The 17885-nt window shown below is 72.5% G+C and carries 19 protein-coding genes and 2 tRNA genes; 12 read left to right on the forward strand and 9 right to left on the reverse strand.

The genetic code is table 11. From position 1 onward, the window contains the following. Positions 1–102: 102 nt before the first annotated feature. Positions 103–789 carry a hypothetical protein gene (locus H9641_RS16700; RefSeq protein ID WP_191805559.1) on the reverse strand — a complete coding sequence of 229 codons (687 nt, stop codon included), beginning with the start codon at positions 787–789 and terminating at the stop codon, positions 103–105. 112 nt (positions 790–901) lie between these two features. Between H9641_RS16700 and H9641_RS16705 the strand changes: the two genes are divergently transcribed. The 7 genes from H9641_RS16705 to H9641_RS16735 all read left to right on the forward strand — a co-directional run bounded on the left by H9641_RS16705 (position 902) and on the right by H9641_RS16735 (position 8108). Beyond that, positions 902–2068: a PucR family transcriptional regulator gene (locus H9641_RS16705; RefSeq protein WP_191805560.1), complete on the forward strand. Its 1167-nt coding sequence runs from the start codon at positions 902–904 to the stop codon at positions 2066–2068. Between the two features lie 140 nt (positions 2069–2208). After that, entirely contained in the window at positions 2209–3225 is a 1017-nt protein-coding gene (locus H9641_RS16710) for an ACP S-malonyltransferase (protein ID WP_191805561.1), read from the forward strand. Next, complete coding sequence (locus H9641_RS16715; RefSeq protein WP_191805562.1) at positions 3222–4229, forward strand: beta-ketoacyl-ACP synthase III; 1008 nt, start codon at positions 3222–3224, stop codon at positions 4227–4229. The genes H9641_RS16710 and H9641_RS16715 overlap by 4 nt, the downstream gene beginning before the upstream one ends. Before the next feature lie 131 nt (positions 4230–4360). Then, complete coding sequence (locus tag H9641_RS16720) at positions 4361–4609, forward strand: acyl carrier protein (protein ID WP_030151686.1); 249 nt, start codon at positions 4361–4363, stop codon at positions 4607–4609. A gap of 118 nt (positions 4610–4727) precedes the next feature. After that, entirely contained in the window at positions 4728–5972 is a 1245-nt protein-coding gene (locus H9641_RS16725; protein WP_191805563.1) for a beta-ketoacyl-[acyl-carrier-protein] synthase family protein, read from the forward strand. Positions 5973–6177: 205 nt separating this feature from the next. Further along, a complete protein-coding gene (locus H9641_RS16730) occupies positions 6178–6939 on the forward strand; it encodes a DUF5819 family protein (protein WP_191805564.1) in 762 nt (253 codons plus the stop codon). Continuing rightward, the gene (locus H9641_RS16735) at positions 6936–8108 is read left to right on the forward strand and encodes an HTTM domain-containing protein (protein ID WP_191805565.1); all 1173 of its coding nucleotides are present in this window, start codon (positions 6936–6938) and stop codon (positions 8106–8108) included. The genes H9641_RS16730 and H9641_RS16735 overlap by 4 nt, the downstream gene beginning before the upstream one ends. A gap of 124 nt (positions 8109–8232) precedes the next feature. Here the strand turns inward: H9641_RS16735 and H9641_RS16740 are convergent, their stop codons facing one another. The 5 genes from H9641_RS16740 to H9641_RS16760 form a co-directional block, all read right to left on the reverse strand. Then, positions 8233–8733 carry a DUF3145 domain-containing protein gene (locus tag H9641_RS16740; protein ID WP_056651029.1) on the reverse strand — a complete coding sequence of 167 codons (501 nt, stop codon included), beginning with the start codon at positions 8731–8733 and terminating at the stop codon, positions 8233–8235. A gap of 254 nt (positions 8734–8987) precedes the next feature. After that, complete coding sequence (gene def, locus H9641_RS16745) at positions 8988–9473, reverse strand: peptide deformylase (protein WP_191805566.1); 486 nt, start codon at positions 9471–9473, stop codon at positions 8988–8990. Between the two features lie 33 nt (positions 9474–9506). Next, positions 9507–10322: a DUF1206 domain-containing protein gene (locus tag H9641_RS16750; RefSeq protein WP_191805567.1), complete on the reverse strand. Its 816-nt coding sequence runs from the start codon at positions 10320–10322 to the stop codon at positions 9507–9509. A 326-nt stretch (positions 10323–10648) separates the two neighbouring features. Continuing rightward, on the reverse strand, positions 10649–11002 hold the full coding sequence (locus H9641_RS16755; protein ID WP_191805568.1) for a DUF488 domain-containing protein: 354 nt from the start codon (positions 11000–11002) through the stop codon (positions 10649–10651). 108 nt (positions 11003–11110) lie between these two features. Further along, positions 11111–11184, reverse strand: a tRNA-Ile gene (locus H9641_RS16760). 64 nt (positions 11185–11248) lie between these two features. On the opposite strand from H9641_RS16760, the gene H9641_RS16765 reads away from it, so the two are divergent. Together H9641_RS16765 and H9641_RS16770 are read left to right on the forward strand one after the other, a co-directional pair. Continuing rightward, entirely contained in the window at positions 11249–11755 is a 507-nt protein-coding gene (locus H9641_RS16765) for a hypothetical protein (protein ID WP_191805569.1), read from the forward strand. A 54-nt stretch (positions 11756–11809) separates the two neighbouring features. Continuing rightward, a tRNA-Asn gene (locus tag H9641_RS16770) sits at positions 11810–11882 on the forward strand. A gap of 89 nt (positions 11883–11971) precedes the next feature. Here H9641_RS16770 and H9641_RS16775 read toward each other — a convergent pair. The 3 genes from H9641_RS16775 to H9641_RS16785 all read right to left on the reverse strand — a co-directional run bounded on the left by H9641_RS16775 (position 11972) and on the right by H9641_RS16785 (position 15203). After that, a complete protein-coding gene (locus H9641_RS16775) occupies positions 11972–12121 on the reverse strand; it encodes a ubiquitin family protein (RefSeq protein WP_191805570.1) in 150 nt (49 codons plus the stop codon). Positions 12122–12331: 210 nt separating this feature from the next. Beyond that, positions 12332–14269 (reverse strand): DNA primase, encoded by a 1938-nt coding sequence (dnaG, locus tag H9641_RS16780; protein WP_191805571.1) that lies wholly within the window; start codon positions 14267–14269, stop codon positions 12332–12334. A 79-nt stretch (positions 14270–14348) separates the two neighbouring features. Further along, the gene (locus tag H9641_RS16785; protein WP_191805572.1) at positions 14349–15203 is read right to left on the reverse strand and encodes a helix-turn-helix domain-containing protein; all 855 of its coding nucleotides are present in this window, start codon (positions 15201–15203) and stop codon (positions 14349–14351) included. Between the two features lie 73 nt (positions 15204–15276). On the opposite strand from H9641_RS16785, the gene H9641_RS16790 reads away from it, so the two are divergent. From H9641_RS16790 to H9641_RS16800, 3 genes are all read left to right on the forward strand, one after another. Next, a complete protein-coding gene (locus tag H9641_RS16790; RefSeq protein ID WP_191805573.1) occupies positions 15277–15732 on the forward strand; it encodes a VOC family protein in 456 nt (151 codons plus the stop codon). A gap of 51 nt (positions 15733–15783) precedes the next feature. Beyond that, positions 15784–16632, forward strand: a complete 849-nt coding sequence (locus H9641_RS16795) for a helix-turn-helix domain-containing protein (protein ID WP_191805574.1) — start codon at positions 15784–15786, stop codon at positions 16630–16632. Positions 16633–16774: 142 nt separating this feature from the next. Further along, a complete protein-coding gene (locus tag H9641_RS16800; protein ID WP_191805575.1) occupies positions 16775–17833 on the forward strand; it encodes an iron-siderophore ABC transporter substrate-binding protein in 1059 nt (352 codons plus the stop codon). Positions 17834–17885: the final 52 nt, after the last annotated feature.

A 17885-nucleotide genomic window follows, 5' to 3' on the forward strand; every position in this document is an offset into this window, starting at 1 on the left:
GCGAGAGGTGGCGGCGCCGTCGGTGCGTCCGGGGGTGGGAGACGCGCGGGCGCGCCGCGCACCAATGGTGCACGGCGCGCTGCCGACGCGACGTCGTCGGGCCTAGGTGCCCGAGCGGTGCTGCTCCGCGTGGGCGATCGCGAGCGTGAGCTCGTGCCGGATCGGGGCGACGACCGCCGCGTCCGGGTACAGCGCGAGGGACTCCAGGTGGTGCTTGGCCTCGAAGATGCGGTCCGCGTCGATCGCGGCCAGGACGAGCTGTCGCCCGGCCTCGGGCGTGTGCTCGCGCGCGCGCCAGTGCCCCACCCCGAGGCCCAGGGCCTCGACCGGCAGGTGCGCCTCGCGCAGGATCTCCATGCTCTCGGCGAGCGCGAGCCCCGACGGGTCGCGCTCGGCCGCGGTCGCGAACCGTCGCAGCGCCGCCTCCTGGTCGTCCTCGAGCGAGAGCCGCCCCAGCTCCACGAGCGGGTACCAGCCACGCGGGTGCCCCGCGAGCTCTTCCGCGAGTGCCCAGACCGCCAGGTCCGCGGCCTGCTGCATCTCGCTCTCGTCGGCCGGGGCCGCGAGCGGGTCCGCGGACACGTGCGACTCGGCCGCGCGCCGGCGGACGATCTCGGCGAGCGCCTGGAAGGCGCGCTCGTCGTTGGGGTCGTCGACGAGCATGGCGCGCAGCGCGTCCTCGTGCACGGTGTCTCCTCGGCGGTCGGCGCTGGAGGGGCGACGAGCGCCCACGGTCGACGCCGAGGACTGGCGTCGCATGAGCTGTCGTAGTCGGGGCATCAGTGCCATGGATCGACCCTAGCGGCTCCCGTCCTCCTCGCCGGGTGAGGACGGCACGACGCGGCTCCCGGTTTTGTGGACTCCCCACAAGGATGCCACCCGGACGCCGTATGCTCGGGGCGTGCCGATCACGGGGAACTCCGACAACCTGCAGCGACTTCGCGACGGCAGCGGGCTGCTCGCCGCGGCAGCCCTGCGACGCCTCGACGAGGACCTCCCGTGGTACCGGGCGCTGCCGGCCGACGACCGCTCGTACGTGGGGCTCGTCGCACAGTCGGGCATCACGGCGTTCGTCACCTGGTACGCCAACCCGGCCTCTCCCCCGCACGGCGTGAGCGAGATCTTCGCGGCCGCGCCCTCCGAGCTCACCCGGTCCATCTCGCTCCAGCACACGCTGCAGCTCGTCCGGATCGTGGTCGAGGTCGTCGAGGCGTACTCCGACCAGCTCGCGATCCCCGGCGGTGAGCGTGACCTGCGCGAGGCCGTGCTGCGCTACTCGCGCGAGGTCGCCTTCTCGGCCGCCGAGGTCTACGCCCGCGCCGCCGAGGTCCGCGGGGCCTGGGACGCGCGCCTCGAGGCGCTCATCGTCGACGCGCTCATCCGCGGGGACGGCGACGACTCGCTGCGTTCGCGCGTCTCGGCGCTCGGCTGGGGCGGGCACGGGTCGGTCCTGGTCATGGTGGGCACGGCGACCGCGCCGCTCGACGAGCTGCGCACGGCCGAGCTGCGGCGCGCGACGCGCCGCGCCGCGGGCGACGCGCTCGTGGGCATCCACGGCGACCGCCTGGTCCTCGTCCTGGGCGGGGAGGGCGACCTGCAGGCCGCGGCGGCCTCGCTGCTCCCGCGCTTCGGTCCGGGTCCCGTGGTGATCGGCCCCACGGTCCCCTCGCTCGACGACGCCGCGCGCTCGGCGCAGGCCGCGCTCGCGGGCCTGGCCGCGGCCCCGGCCTGGCCCCAGGCCCCGCGGCCCGTGCTCGCCGACGACCTGCTGCCCGAGCGCGTCCTGACGGGCGACACCACGGCCCGCCGGACCCTGGTGGTCCAGGCGTACCGGCCGTTGCTCGAGAGCACGGGCGCGATCCTCGAGACGCTGTCCGCCTACCTGGGCACGGGGCGGTCGCTCGAGGCCGCCTCGCGCAGCCTGTACGTGCACCCCAACACCGTCCGCTACCGCCTGCGCAAGGTCGCCGAGATCACCGGCTGGGACCCGCTCGACGCGCGCGAGTCGTTCGTGCTGCAGATCGCGCTCGCGCTCGGCCAGCTCTCGGGCGGGCCCGCGGGGCGCTGAGTGCCGTGCACGTCCGGTGCGGCGGCACGGTCGGCGACGCCGCCATCCCGCGCCTCTTGTAGGTTCGGCACAAACGGTCCGGACAAGGTTGGTGCGGGTCGTGACGTCCTGGCGGCGTGCCGGGTTGGCACAGTTGACGAGTGCTAGCCGTCTTGTGCCCTGGACAGGGCTCCCAGTCCCCCGGAATGCTCGCCCCCTGGCTCGAGCTGCCCGGGGTCCCCGCGCAGCTCGACGCGTTCTCCGCCGCGTCCGCCCTCGACCTGCGTGCCCACGGCACCGAGTCGGACGCCGACACCATCCGTGACACCGCAGTGGCCCAGCCGCTCATCGTGTCGGCCTCGCTGATCGCGCTGCGCGCGATCCTCGACGGCCGCGACACGTGCGAGGTCGTCGACGTGACCGCAGGCCACTCGGTCGGCGAGTTCGCGGCCGCAGCCGTCGCGGGCGTGTTCGAGGACGCCGCCGCGGTGGGCCTCGTGACGGCCCGCGCCCGCTTCATGGCCGAGGCCGCCGCCGCGACGCCGACCGGCATGGCCGCAGTCGTCGGCGGCGACGCCGAGGAGGTCCTCGCCGCGATCGAGGCCGCGGGCCTGTGGCCCGCCAACGTCAACGGCGGCGGGCAGGTCGTGGCCGCGGGCTCGCTCGAGGGCATCACGGCGCTCGGGGCCAACCCGCCGGCCAAGGCCCGGGTCATCCCGCTCCAGGTCGCGGGCGCGTTCCACACGCCCTTCATGCAGTCCGCGCTCGACGCGTTCGCCCCGGTCGCCGCGGGCTGGGACGCGACGGACCCGCGCCTGCCGCTCCTCTCGAACGCCGACGGCGCCTCGTACGCGAGCATCTCGGGTGCGGAGTCCGGTGGCCTGTTCGGTCTCGAGCAGGACGTGAAGTCGCGCCTGACCGCGCAGATCGCCGCCCCGGTCCGCTGGGACCTGTGCCAGGAGACGCTCGCGTCGCTCGGCGTGACGGCGATCCTGGAGCTCGCACCGGGCGGCGTCCTGACGGGCCTCGCGCGCCGCACGCTCCCCGGCGTCGAGACGGTCGCGGTCAAGTCGACCGCCGACATCGACAAGGCCCGCGACCTGATCGCGCGCCACAGCGACGCGGCAGGTTCGTCGACCACGGGCGACGCCCCGTCCGGCGACGGCGCCACCGCGTGAGCGCGCTGACGATCCGCCAGGCCGCGGGCGCCGAGTACTCGCGCGTCCTGGGCATCGGCGGGGTTCGCGGCGAGAACGTCGTCACGAACGACGACCTCGCGGGACCGATCGACTCCTCGGACGAGTGGATCCGCCAGCGCACCGGCATCGTCACGCGCCGGCGCGCAGGCGCCGACGTCGACGTCGTCGACCTCGCGGAAGGCGCTGCGCGCAAGGCGCTCGCCGCGGCGGGCCTGACCGGTGGCGACGTCGACGCGGTGCTCTTCGCGACCACGACCTACTTCCACCAGACGCCGTCCGCGGCCGCGGTGCTCGCGGACCGGCTGGGCGCGACCCCGGCGGCGGCGTACGACCTCTCGGCGGCCTGCGCCGGGTACACGTACGGGATCGCCCAGGCGGACGCCCTGGTGCGTTCGGGAGCAGCGCAGCACGTGCTCGTGGTCGGCGCGGAGAAGATGAGCGACTTCGTCGACCCGACCGACCGCACCATCTCGTTCCTGCTCGGCGACGGCGCGGGCGCCGCGGTGGTCGGCCCGTCGGACACCCCGGGCATCGGCCCCACGATCTGGGGGTCGGACGGTGGCAAGGCCCCCGCGATCCGCCAGACGCACGCCTGGTCGGCCCTGCGCGAGAACCCCGAGCTCGGCTGGCCGACGCTGCGCCAGGACGGGCAGACGGTCTTCAAGTGGGCTGCGTTCCAGATGGCCCCGGTCGCCGAGAAGGCGCTCTCCGCGGCGGGCGTGACGGCCCAGGACGTCCAGGCGTTCATCCCTCACCAGGCCAACATGCGCATCATCGACCAGATGATCAAGCAGCTCGGCCTGCCCGAGTCGGTGGCCGTCGCGCGCGACATCGCGGAGACCGGCAACACGTCGGCCGCCTCGATCCCGCTCGCGACCGACCGGCTGCTCTCCGAGGGCCAGGCGAGGTCGGGCGACCTCGCGCTCCAGATCGGCTTCGGAGCGGGCCTCGTCTACGCGGCGCAGGTGATCGTCCTCCCGTAGGGGAGAATCATCCTGTCTGTCCCCGGTCCGCGTCCGCGCGGGGCACGGGACCGGCACGTACGACCTTTCCACTGTTCCACTGCAAGTTCCCGGTGCCGGACGGCCCCGGCACCCATCACAAGGAGAAACCCATGGCTTACACCGAGCAGGAAGTCCTCGCTGGTCTCGCGGAGATCGTCAGCGAAGAGACCGGCCTCCCCACGGACGCCGTCCTCGCCGAGAAGTCCTTCACGGACGACCTCGACATCGACTCGCTGTCGATGATGACGATCGTGACGCACGCCGAGGACAAGTTCGGCGTCCGCATCCCCGACGAAGAGGTCAAGAACCTCGCGACCGTCGGAGACGCAGTGTCCTTCATCACGGGCGCACAGGCCTGATCAGCTGCTCGCCAGCTGATCGGCGCCGGGCCCTCGCGGCCCAGCCGGTGCGGGCCGGCGGTCCACGACCGCCGGCCTGCCCGCCCCCCTTCCTCCCCCTCACTCACCTGGAGCAGCCATGACCTCCGTCCGTGAAGTCGTCGTCACCGGTCTCGGTGCCACCACGCCGCTCGGCGGGGACGTGGCCTCCACCTGGGCCGCGGCGCTCGCCGGGCAGTCCGGCGCGCGCACCCTCGAGAACGACTGGGCCGAGCGCTACGAGATCCCCGTCACGTTCGCCGCGCAGATCAAGGTCAAGCCCGAGGACGTCCTCGCGCGCCCCGAGATCAAGCGCATGGACCCGTCCACGCAGTACGCGATGATCGCGACGCGTGAGGCCTGGGCCGACGCCGGGAGCCCGGAGATCGACGGCGACCGCCTCGGTGCGGTCGTCTCGTCGGGCATCGGCGGCATCTGGACCACGCTCGACGGCTGGGACACGCTCAAGGAGCGCGGCGCCCGTCGCATGCTGCCCATGACCGTGCCCATGCTCATGCCGAACTCGGCGGTGGCCTACGTCTCGCTCGAGATCGGCGCCCGCGCCGGTGCGCACGCGCTCGTCTCGGCCTGCGCCTCGGGCGCCGAGGCCATCGGGTACGGCGTCGACATGATCCGTGCAGGTCGCGCCGACATCGTCGTGGCCGGCGGCACCGAGGCCACGATCCACCCCATGCCCATCGCGGCGTTCGCGGCCTCGCGCACCCTGTCGCTGCGCAACGACGACCCGCAGGGCGCCTCGCGCCCCTACGACGTCGACCGCGACGGGTTCGTGATCGGCGAGGGCGCGGGCATCGTGGTCCTCGAGAGCGCCGAGCACGCTGCTGCCCGTGGTGCGCGCGTCTACGCCCGTATCGGCGGAGTGGGCCTGTCCTCGGACGCGTACCACATCACCTCCCCGGACCCGGAGGGTCGTGGCCAGGTCGCCGCGATGACCCGCGCGCTGGGCGAGGCCGGCGTGCAGGCGCGCGACGTCGTGCACGTCAACGCCCACGCGACCTCGACCAAGGTCGGCGACCTCACCGAGACCCGCTCGATCCGTTCGGTGCTGGGCGACGACGCGGACCACGTCCTGCTCTCGGCGACCAAGTCGATGACCGGGCACCTGCTCGGCGGCGCGGGCGCCCTCGAGACCATCTTCACGGTCAAGGCGGTGCACGAGCGCTTGGCTCCCCCGACGATCAACGTCGCCCAGCCCGACCCCGAGCTCCAGGTCCCCCTGGTGCGCGACGTCCCCGCCGAGCTGCCCGCGGGCGACATCGCCGCGATCAACAACTCGTTCGGGTTCGGCGGCCACAACGTCGCCCTCGTGGTGACGAACGCCTGACCCCACGTCCTCGGCGCAGTCCTCCTGCGCTCTGACGTACCGACGCCCGCTGGGGCGAGGACCTGCTCCTCGCCCCAGCGGGCGTCCTTGCGCCCGGGCCCGCGCGCAAGGCTCCCTCGAGCCAAGGCTTCCTTGAATCGTTAGGACTGGTTAGTATTCTGCGCAACGCGGTCGCCAGGGCCGTCCTCGACGTGGAGGTACACGGGTGAGCACCGCACGCTCCCGCACGGTCGTGCAGCGCGCGACCATGGTCGTCGTGGTGGCGGTGGTCTCGTTCCACATGCTCTCGACGTTCCTGTACGCCGCGCCCAGCTCGTCCCTCAGCCAGGAGGCGGCGCCCGTCACGACCGCGCACATGCGTCCCCTGTTCGGGCAGAACTGGCAGATCTTCGCCCCGGACCCGCAGTCGGTCGACCTGCGCGTCTGGGTGCGCGCCTCGACGCGCGACGCCGAGGGCGCCGAGTCGGTGTCCGAGTGGGTCAACCTCGGAGACGTCTTCAACGAGCAGGTGCGCCACCAGATCCTGCCGACGCGCACGTGGCGCATCCCCGTGAGCGTCAACCGCTTCTACACCTCGGCGTACGGCGCGCTCGTGGGGCAGCAGCAGGCCGTGGTCCAGGCGGACCACGTCGCGTCCCCCGAAGGCGGCCAGGGGCGCCAGGCTCTCACCCAGGCGCTCCTGGGCACCGGGGCGAGCGTGAGCGGCATCGACTCGTACCTGCTCGCCGAGGACGCCCTGTACCTGTTCGGCACGCAGGCCGCCCACGACCTGTGGCCGGGCACCGAGCTCGTCGCGATCCAGATGAGCACCTCGACCCAGGGCGTGGTCCCGTTCGAGCAGCGCCTCGTGCCGGGCGTCCAGCGCCCCGAGGAGCAGTTCACCCGGCTGGGCTGGCGCGATCCCTCGCCCGTCACCCCCGAGGCCCGTGCAGGCTTCAGCAGTGTCTTCGGAGGGTGGGTCTCATGACCGCGACGCCGAGGAGCGCGACCACCTGGCTCCGCACGACGTACGCGGCCGGCGAGTCCTGGATGCTCGACTCCCGCAAGGCCTCCTACGGGACGGCCGTGCTGCGCATCGGCTTCGGCCTGATCCTGGTCGTCCAGCTCGTGGCGGGCTGGGGCGACCGGAGCCTGGCGTGGGGAGCCGGGCGCAGCTTCGCCCAGGGACGGGTCGACGTCGACGAGCTCCCGGCCTTCCTCGACCTGTTCTTCAACGGGTCCGCGCCGGCCTGGGCATTCGACCTCCAGTACCTGGCGCTCGTCGCGCTCTCGGTGCTGCTGGTCCTGGGGTGGCGCTCGCGGATCGTGATCCCGGTGCTCTTGGTGCTCTACATCGCGCTGTTCCGGACCAACCCGTTCATCGGCGACGGCGGCATCCAGCTCATGCGGATCGTGCTCGTGTACATGCTCTTCGCGGACACGTCGGGAAGGTGGTCGCTCGACGCCCGACGGCGGCGCGCAGCCCGAGCCTCCGGCACGCCCTCGCGGTTCGCGTCCTGGGCCTGGCTCGGCACGCTGCTGCACAACGGTGCGGTCCTGCTCATCGCCTTCCAGATCTTCGTGGTCTACGTCGCCTCGGCGATGTACAAGATCCAGGGCGGCATGTGGCAGCACGGCACCGCGATCTACTACGTGTTCCAGCTCGACGAGTTCTCGACGTGGCCCCAGGTCACCGAGCTGATCGGTCGCTCCGGGGTCCTGGTCGCGATCCTCAGCTACAGCGCGGTGTTCGTGCAGCTCTTCTTCCCGTTCCTGCTGCTGCGCCGCCCTACCCGCATCCTGGCCCTCGTCGCCATCACGGGCATGCACCTGGGGATCGGGGTGCTCATGGGGCTCATGTACTTCTCGATGACCATGATCGCGATCGACGCGATCTTCGTCCGCGACGTGACCTACGAGGGGGTGCAGCGCCGTCTGGCTCCTGTCCTCCGACGCACGTGGGACCGCATCCGGCGGCGCCCCGCTGCCCTTTCGCCCGACGGCGTCGAGGCCGACCTCGACGGCACGGGCGCCCCGCAGGCGGACGAAGCCCTGGTACCGGCGGGGGTCTCGGCCGGCCCGGGCCCGGTCGAGGGGCCCGCCGGAGCGGACGGCCCCGACCCCTCGACGACCGCGCCGAGCGCGGCAGACCGATAGGTGGCGCTCCTGGTCGTCGGTGGGCTTCTGGCAGCCGGCATCGCCGAGACGACGACGCCCGCCGGTTCCTAGTAGCCGGCGGGCGTCGCGCGACCGTGGTCGCTGGGGTCGATGAGGCGCGGGGTCAGCCCACCCGGTGGAGCCAGCGCACGTTGGACCCCTCGCCCGCGTAGCGGAAGGGCTCCAGCTCGTCGTCCCAGGCCTTGCCCAGCGCGAGGTGCAGCGCCTCGCGCATGGCGCGGTTGTCGTGAGAGACCTCGAGGGCGGCACGGACCCGGTCCTCGGGGATCACGACGTTGCCGTGCACGTCGGTCACCGCGTGGAAGATGCCGAGGTCAGGGGTGTGCGACCAGCGGGCGCCGTCGGCTCCGTGGCTCGCGTCCTCGGTGACCTCGTACCGCAGGTGAGACCAGCCGCGCAGCGCCGAGGCGAGGCGCGCGCCCGTGCCCTGCGCGCCCTGCCAGGCGTACTCCGCCCGGTAGAGGTCGCGTGCAGCAGGCTGCTCGGTCCAGTCCAGCGTGACGCGCACGCCAAGAACGTTCCCGGCAGCCCACTCCAGGTGCGGGCTCAGCGCCCGGGGCGCCGAGTGCACGAAAAGAACACCGCGTGTGATGGCACCAGTCATGTCGTCCTCCCTAGGTCGAGGTTTCGTCTTCCCCAACGTCCTCACCCAGGGTGAATCATCATGCAGGGTCGTCCAGCGGTATACCAGGCATATCTTGCCCGAGACCTCGGCGGATCGCGAGGGGAGAACTCCCCATCGCAGATTTCACCCGCTCCGGGTAGGGCCAGGATTGGTCCGCACCGGCTGCGCGTGCGCCGCCGCGTTCTCCCGGCAACCGGGCTTCCCCAGCGGCCGGGAGAACGCGCGACGTCGGGTCAGAGCTGGGCGCGCATCTCGCGCATGGCCTTCTTGCGGACCGCCTTGTCCAGACGGTCGAGATAGAGCATGCCGTCCAGGTGGTCGGTCTCGTGCTGCAGGCAGCGCGCCATGAGGCCGGTGCCCTCGACCATGATCTCGTTGCCGTCGACGTCCATGCCCACGACACGCGCGTACCAGGCGCGCCGCGTCGGGTACCACAGGCCCGGGACCGAGAGGCAGCCCTCGTCGCCGTCCTGGATCTCGTCGGAGAGCTCGACGATCCGGGGGTTGAGGACGTAACCGATCTCGTCCTCGATGTTCCACGAGAAGGCGCGCAGGTTCACACCGATCTGGTTGGCGGCGAGACCCGCGCGGCCTTCGTAGTCGACGGTCTCGACCAGGTCGGTGACCAGAGAGCGGACCCGGTCGTCCACGGTGGTGATCTCGTCGCACGGGGTGCGGAGCACGGGGTCCGGAATCACGCGGATCTCTCTCATCGCCATGGGCGTCATTGTTTCATGACGCCCGCACCGGTCTCACATCCGTGCGTAGCGGGCACGCGCGAACGAGTACACCCCGTAGGCCGCGAAGCCGACGCCCGTCGCGGTCAGGAGGAATGCACCGAACGGCTGGTCGCCGATCGTGCGCAGGGCGGCGTCGAGGCCGCTCGCCTTCTGGGGGTCGGCCGTGACGGCCGCCGTGACGACGAGCGCCCCCAGGACGGCCAGGGCGATGCCCTTGGCGATATAGCCGACCCGGCCCAGGAGGACGACGGCGTGGCCGACCTGCCACTTGGCGTTGCCCTCGAGGTCCTTCAGGAACCCCTTCCTCCAGCCCTTGACCACGTGGTAGACGCCCGCTGCGGCGATCCCGACGCCCACCGCCCCGACGAGAGCCCTCCCGGCACCGTTGGCCAGGAGCGAGGCCGTGAGGCTGTCCTGGCCGCCTCCCGAGCCCGAGCCGCTGACGACCTGGAAGGTCAGCACCCCGAGCGCGAGGTAGATCACGGCCTTGCCGACCGACTTGGCCCGGAAGGCCGCCTGGTCCTTCGCGTCCCCACCCGTCCCGGCGACGGCCTCGAGAACCTGCCAGACCCCGAGGGCCACGAACGCGACGACCGCGAACCACAGGACGAACGCACCCCCGGTGGTGCTCGCGATCTCCTGGAGCGCGCCGGTCTGGTCGGCCTCTCCCCCGCCCGATCCCGTCGCGATCCGGACCGCGATGACTCCGATCATGATGTGGAGCAGGCCGCTCACCGCGTACCCGGCACGGGCGAGGACCCGCAGCCCCTTGCTCTGCTGGAGCCGCTGGGCGGTCCCTGACGTGGTGCGGTTCGAGCCGGTGCTCATGGTGCATCTCCTTCAGGTCGACGGACGTGGCATCGTGTCACGACCCGCCGCCACTCGCCTGTCGAACGGGACGATCCGGGCGTCCGGGAGGTATGGGGCGCTTCGGCGTCGATCGGACTCTGCGGGCGCCTGGAGGCGCGCGGAGGGGGGCTGGTGCACGGGGCCGGTCCGGGTCGGTCGGCCTGGGCCGAGCACGAGGTTGCGATCGTTCTGGCGGCGAATACGACCGCAACCTCGTGCTCGACGGCGCGCAACGTCGTCCTCGGCAGGGCCCGGCCGAGGCAGGGTCCGGCCGAGGAGCCCTGTCGAGTCAGTGCCCCGTCGAGTCAGCGCCGGGTCGACTCCAGGTAGTCGCGGAGCACCACGGCCTGGTTGTCCTGCTCGTCCTTCGCGCCGTAGAGCAGCGTCACGACGGGGTGCTCGGCCACGATCGCGCGCAGCTCCTCGACCGCGGGATTCGCGTCGAGCTCGGCTCGGTAGCGCACGACGAACTCGTCGAACAGGGAGCGGTCGTGGTGGAACCACGTCCGGAGCTCGTTCGAGGGCGCGACCTCCTTGAGCCACCGGTCGACGTGTGCCCGCTCCTTGCTCACACCGCGAGGCCACAGCCGGTCGACCAGGACGCGATAGCCGTCGTCGGGTGTGGGGTCGTCGTAGACGCGCTGGATGCGGAGGGGCATGCCTCCATGGAACGCCGGGTGTCGGCTCGGCGCACGCGCACACCTGCACGGGACCGGGAGAACGACCCGTGGCGAACGTCTGCACGAGGGTCACGGGTCGTTCCCGGGTAGGGCAGGTGGGGCTTGAACCCACGACCGGCGGATTATGAGTCCGATGCTCTGACCGACTGAGCTACTGCCCCTCGGCGGACAAGCGTACCGGCAGCCGTGCCCCCTGCCGGGCAGACGGGCAGTACCGTGTCTGGCATGGCTCTGTTCGCCCGTAGCTCCCTGCCCGACGACGCCCGCAGGTCCCTGCTCCTCGCCCCCAAGGACGCGGTGCTCGCTTCTGCGCAGCTCGTCGACGGCTCCTGGGCCGCGGCGACGCGCACGGTCCTGGCCACGACGGGCGAGGACGGCACGTCCCGTCCCTGGTGCGACGTGGACCGCGCCGGCTATGACCCCGCCACTGCGTCGATCACGGTCGAGTGGGTCGACGGCGCCGCTCCCCTGGTCCTGCGTCTCGCCGACTCGCGACGCACCGCACTGGCGCAGACGGTTCGGGAGCGCGTCCAGTCCTCGGTCGTGCTCGCGGAGGTGGTCGCGCTCGGGGCCGGTCGCTCGGCCAAGGTCGCGGTCCGCCGGGACACCGACGGCTCGCTCTTCTCGCAGGTCGTCGCCGAGGCCGGCGTGGACCTGGACGACCCGCGGACACGGGCTGTGATCGACGCCGCGGAGGACCGGGTCCGTTCGATGTCCGGACTACCCCTCTGATGCTGATAGAGTTTTCTCCGGTCGCCCAACCGGTGCAAAACGGTGGGTGAGCGGTCCCGCGTAGCTCAGCTGGCAGAGCATCCGACTGTTAATCGGACGGTCGTAGGTTCAAGTCCTACCGCGGGAGCACGACGAAAGGCCCCTGATCTGCGGAGACGCAGGTCAGGGGCCTTTGCCGTTCCCCAGGTCAGCTTCGACCGGCCGGGGGTGTGACCTTCATCTCACCGGGCTGAGGGACTGTGCGCCACGTCCCGCCAGGGCCGGGACAGCGCCCTCTCCCCCGGTACCCGGCCCCTCGATCCGGCGCGGCATCACGGCGACCCTGAACGCGAGGTAGCGGTCGACGTGCTCGACGACACGGGACATGGACGGTCTCCTCGGAAGAGCCTGGAGCATCGGGGTTCCTCCCCGCGGTGGTGCCGGCCGGCAGCACCATCCTCACCCGGTCGGGGCGGCTCTCGGCGGCTGTCCACAGCCCGTCGTCCAGGTCGATCGCGCGACCGACGGAGGCCGGCTCCGAATCGTCCCCGGCCGCCCCGGCGCGTCACCCTCGGCGGCCGCGCACGGCCCGGGTCCTCAGACCTGCTCGCGCAGCTCTCGGCGTTCCCTCTCGACGGCCAGGAGCTCGGCGAACGCCGCGCCGTAGGCCTCCTGGTCTCCGGCAGGGTCCAGGCGCTGCAGGCGGCTCTTGGCGTCCGCGACGCGCCGTGTGAGGCCGAGGTCCACGAACGCCTTGATGACGCCCTTGACGTACCCGTGGATGACGTTCTCGCGGTCCTCGGGCAGCGGGGCGACGGCGAGCTGGTTGACGATGCCGCGCACCGTCTCCGGGGACTGCTCGATCACGGCCTCGACCCACTGGCCTGCCGGATGGGCCGCCGCGCCGGCCATGCCGCCAGCGGCCCGGATCGCGTCGTGCACGGCGCGCCACGCGGGCGTCGCGAAGGCGGTGTCGGGGAACGCGTCGAACTCCTCGGCGGGCACGAACTGGGGGTACTGGAGCGCGACGACGAGCGCCTGCCGCTCGAGACGCGCCACGGGGTCGCGCGGGTCCGGAGGAGAGAAGACCGGGCCCGAGGGCACGACGGGAGCTGCGTCGTCGGGCGAGGGGGCGGGCGCGCGGACCGGAGCCGGCAGCGTCTGCGGCACCCCCGCCTTGCCCGCCGCCGCGACCGCGCGGCGCACCGACTCCGAGTCCATGCCGATCCAGCCCGCGAGCATGCGCGCGTACTCGGGCCGCAGGGCCGTGTCGCGGATGCCCGCGACGACCGGGGCCGCGGCGCGCAGCGCGGCCACACGCCCCTCGGCGGTGTCCAGGTCGAACGTGTCGAGCGTGGTGCGGATGACGAACTCGAACAGGGGCTGACGACCCTCGACGAGCGCGCGGACACCCTCCGGGCCGTGCGCCATGCGCAGCTCGCACGGGTCCATGCCGCTGGGCTCGACCGCGACGAACGTCTGCGCGTAGAAGCGCTGGTCCTCGCCGAACGCACGGACTGCGGCCTTCTGGCCGGCGGCGTCGCCGTCGAACGTGAAGACGATCTCTCCCCCAAGCGACGCGCCCGAGGCGAGCTGGAGCCCGCCGCCCGCGGTCGTGTCGCCCAGGAGACGACGCACGATGCGCGCGTGGTCCGAGCCGAACGCCGTGCCGCACGTCGCGACCGCCGTCGTGATGCCCGACAGGTGCGCTGCCATGACGTCGGTGTACCCCTCGACCACCACGACCTGACGGTTCTTGGCGATCTCGCGCTTCGCCAGGTCGATCCCGTAGAGCACCTGGGACTTCTTGTAGAGCGTGGTCTCCGGGGTGTTGAGGTACTTGGGGCCCTGGTCCTCGTCGAAGAGCTTGCGCGCACCGAACCCGATGGTCTCGCCCGTCACGTCGCGGATGGGCCACACGAGGCGGCCGCGGAAGCGGTCGTAGATGCCGCGCTGGCCCTGGCTCATGAGGCCCGACGCGATCAGCTCGGCCTCGGTGAACCCGCGCCCGCGCAGGTGGCGCAGCAGCGCGTCCCAGCCCGTCGGGGCGAACCCGACGCCGAAGCGCTCGGCGTCCGAGCGGTCGAAGCTGCGCTCGGCCAGGAACGTGCGCGCGACCGTGGCGCCCGGAGCGAAAAGCTGCTCGGAGAAGAACTGCGAGGCCACGCGGTGCGCCTCGAGCAGGCGCTGGCGCTTGCCGGGCTCCTCGGTGCGGCGCGGACCGCCGCCCTCCTCGTACCGCAGCTGGATGCCCACGCGGTCGGCGAGGTACTCGACGGCCTCCGTGAACGTCATGCCGTCGATCTTCTGGACGAACGAGATGACGTCGCCGCCCTCGTTGCAGCCGAAGCAGTGCCAGCGACCCACCTGAGGACGGACGTGGAAGGAGGGCGAGCGCTCGTCGTGGAAGGGGCACAAGCCCTTGAGCGAGCCGACGCCGGCCGGCTTGAGCGTCACGTGCGAGGACACGATCTCGTCGATCCTCGCGCGTTCGCGCACCGCGTCGACGTCCTCGCGTCGGATCAGACCTGCCACGTACCCGAGTGTAGGTGCCGCCGGTGACGTGTCGCGCCGGGCCCCGTCCGGGTCGGGTCGACCGGGAGTGCGGGTGACCTCAGGAGGACACGAGCTCGAGCAGCCGGGCCCGGGATTCCGCGCACCGGCGCGCGTAGGCCCCGGGTGTGTGACCGGTCACGGAGACGAAGTCCACAGCCAGGTGCGCCTGGTCGTAGTAGCCCACGCCGACCGCGAGCGCCGACAGGTCCCGGCCGGGGTCCTGGGCGAGCAGCTCGGCCGCGAGGTGGACACGATGGCGCTGCAGGACCCACTTGGGACCGACGCCCAGCCTCTCGCCGAGCAGCCGCTGGAGGCTGCGCGTGCTGGTGCCCGCGACCCGGGCGAGGTCCGCGACGCGCGCGTGCGGTCCCAGCTCGCCAGAGGTCGCAGCGTCGAGGACGCGCGAGACCTGCGCGAGGTGCTGGTCGGGGGCGAGCCGCTCGCGCAGGAGGTCGATGAGGACGCGCACCGCCGCCTCGTCGTCGCCGCGCTCGGCGAGCGCGAGGGCGCGCTCCCCCGCCTCGTCCGCCCCGGCGCCCAGCACGCCCGACGACGGCACGGACGTCCCTCGCGGCACGCTCAGCGCGCCGGGACGCAGCTTGGCGGCCACGGCGATGCCCGCCCCGACGAGGGTGCGGTCGAAGAGCCCTTCGGGGATGCCGTAGGCCGCGAACCCGCTGGGCTCGGCCACGAGGTTGACGCACGGGTGCGGGATGACGGTCTGCGTGAAGGACTCCCCCGCCGGCAGGTCCCACCGCACGATCCAGAACCAGTCGACGCGGTCGGCGAGGTCCGCGGGCACGGGGAACCGTTCGAGGGCGAACGCGCGGCGCGCGGCGGCGGGGTCCACCACACCGTACGTGGTGGACGGGACGCCGGGGACCCCGGGGACGCTGCCGCGTTCGTGTCGCATTCCTCCAAGACTGCCACCGTGCACCGACAGACGATGGGGACGTCAGCATCCGAGCCCTGGAGGAACCATGGACATGTCCGCCCTGCACCCCAACCTGGCCGTCTCCGACGCCCGCGCGGCGATCGACTTCTACATCGCGGCGTTCGGCGCCGAGGTCGACGACGTGATCACGGCCGGGGACGCGATCATCCACTCCGACCTCCGCCTGCCCACGACGGCAGGGTTCTCGACGTTCACGGTCGCGCAGGAGTTCCCGGGGGCCGGATCCACGGCGCCCGACCCCGACGGCCCGACCTCGGTCTCCTTCACGGTGCCCGTCCCCGACACCGATGCGGCCTACGCTCGCGCGGTCGCCGCGGGGGCGACGAGCACGGCCGAGCCCGCGGACTGGTTCGAGGGGTTCCGCCAGGCCGCGGTGCGTTGCCCGTTCGGGCACCGCTGGTACGTCGTGACGGTCGCGGACACGGTCACGCCCGACGACGTGCAGCGGGCCAGCGACGCGTGGATGAGCGAGCAGCCGACCGGCTGAGCGCTCAGCCGGTCGGCCGGTCGACCCGGCACGGACGGTAACGTCCTGCCCATGACGAGCGCCGAGCACCCCGGGAGCATCCGCATCTGGGGTGCTCCGTCGTTCACCGAGGAGCCCGCGGTGCCCTACCGGGCGCCCGAGGGACGGTTCGTCGCCGCCCCGTGGAGCCTCGCGACCAACGTGTTCGAGCCCGGCCACGCGCCCGAGTGGCCCGACGAGGTGCACTACGAGCACGAGCTCGTCTGGGGCGAGGGCGGGCCGCTCGACGTCGAGGCCAGGGGCCGACGGTGGCTGGTCCCGCCAAGCCTCGGCATCTGGCTGCCCGCCGGGACGCGGCACAAGGTCCGGGCCGATCCCGACGTGACCGTCTACGCGACCTACCTCAACCCCGACCAGGTCGCGCCGCGGTGGGAGAGCGTCGTGGGGGTACCCGTCAGCGCCCTGCTGCGCGAGCTGCTCCTGCACGACACTGCGGCCTCCATGCCGGACGCCAGCCGGCACAACCTGCAGGCGCTCGCGGTCGAGCAGATGCTGCCGCTGCCCGTGGCGAGCATCGAGCTGCGCATGCCGCGCGACGTGGACCTGCTGAACGTCGCCGAGCGGCTGCTCGCCTCGCCGGGCGACGGCCGGTCGCTCGATGCCTGGGCGTCGGACGTCGGCATGAGCCCGCGCTCCTTCATGCGGCGGTTCGTCGCCGAGACCGGGCTGTCGTTCGCCCAGTGGCGCATCCTCGCGCGGACGGGGGCCGCACTGGTGCTGCTGGCCGAGGGCCGCTCGGTCCGCGAGGTCGCACGGGCCGTCGGGTACTCGAGCCCGAGCACGTTCGTCACGGTCTTCCGTCGCACCACGGGCATGTCGCCCGCTGCGTACGCACGCCTGCTCGGGGCGCCGGGCCACTGACCCTGGCGGGAAATCGGTCCAAGCTGGCAGGATTTCTCGATCCCGCCCGGGTTAGCCTCACCTCTGTTCCGCCAACTAAGGCTAGGCTCATCTAACTATCGGGCGACCTCGCACCGCGAGACGTCCGACGGAGGACCCCTTCATGACCCCGACCAGCTCCCGCCGACGAACCGCACCACGGCGCCTCCTGGGCGCCGTCGCCTCCCTCGTGACGGTCGCCGCGCTCGCGGCCTGCTCGACCGCCGGCACCGACGGCTCCGCCTCGCCCGCCCCCGCGGGCGGGGGCGACGTCGCCACCACGACCCTCGCCGAGCCCGATGCCTTCCCGGTCTCGATCAACCACGCCTACGGGTCGACGACGATCGAGAAGGAACCCCAGCGGGTCGTCACGATCGGCTGGAGCAGCCAGGACGCCGTCGTCGCGTTCGGCAAGGTGCCCGTGGGCATCGAGAAGTTCTCCGGCCCCGGCATCGAGGACGACATCCTGCCGTGGCTCACCGACACGTTCGAGGGCGCGACGCCCGAGCTCCTCACGTCCAACCCCGACGTCCCGTTCGAGCAGATCGCGGCGCTGCGCCCCGACGTGATCATCGCGGTCTACTCCGGGATCACCGACACGGCCTACGAGCGTCTCTCGGAGATCGCGCCCACGGTCGCGTTCCCCGGCTCGGCGTGGGAGACGTCGTGGCAGGACCAGACGACCATGATCGGCGCCGCCCTGGGGCAGCCCGCCCGTGCGGACGAGCTCGTCGAGGGCGTCGGCACCACGGTCGCCGAGACGGCCGCGGCCCACCCTGAGCTCCAGGGCAAGACCATCACCTACGCGATGAACGGAGAGGGCGGCGTCATCGTCTTCTGCCCCTCGGACCCGCGCATCGAGCTGCTGACTCAGGTCGGGCTCGAGCCCTCCCCCGGCACGCTCGCGGTCTGCGGCGCCGAGGACGCCTCGTCGGTCTCGGTCAGCTCCGAGCTGATCCCCACGCTCGACGCCGACGCGTTCATCCTCATCGACGTCGACGAGACGGTGTACGACACCCTCCTGGGCAACCCGCTGTTCGCCGCGCTGCCCTCGGTCGCAGACGGCCGGGTCGTGCGGGTCGTCGGGATGGACTACGCCATGGCCACGTCAGCACCCACGGTCCTGAGCATCCCCTACGCGCTCGACGAGTTCGTCGCGCAGCTCACCACGACCCTGGGCTGACACGCTGCACGACGGCGGCCCCCCCCCCCGGGGGGGGGGGCCCCCCCGGGCG

The sequence above is a fragment of the Oerskovia merdavium genome (assembly GCF_014836755.1).
Taxonomy (GTDB): Bacteria; Actinomycetota; Actinomycetes; order Actinomycetales; family Cellulomonadaceae; genus Oerskovia; species Oerskovia merdavium.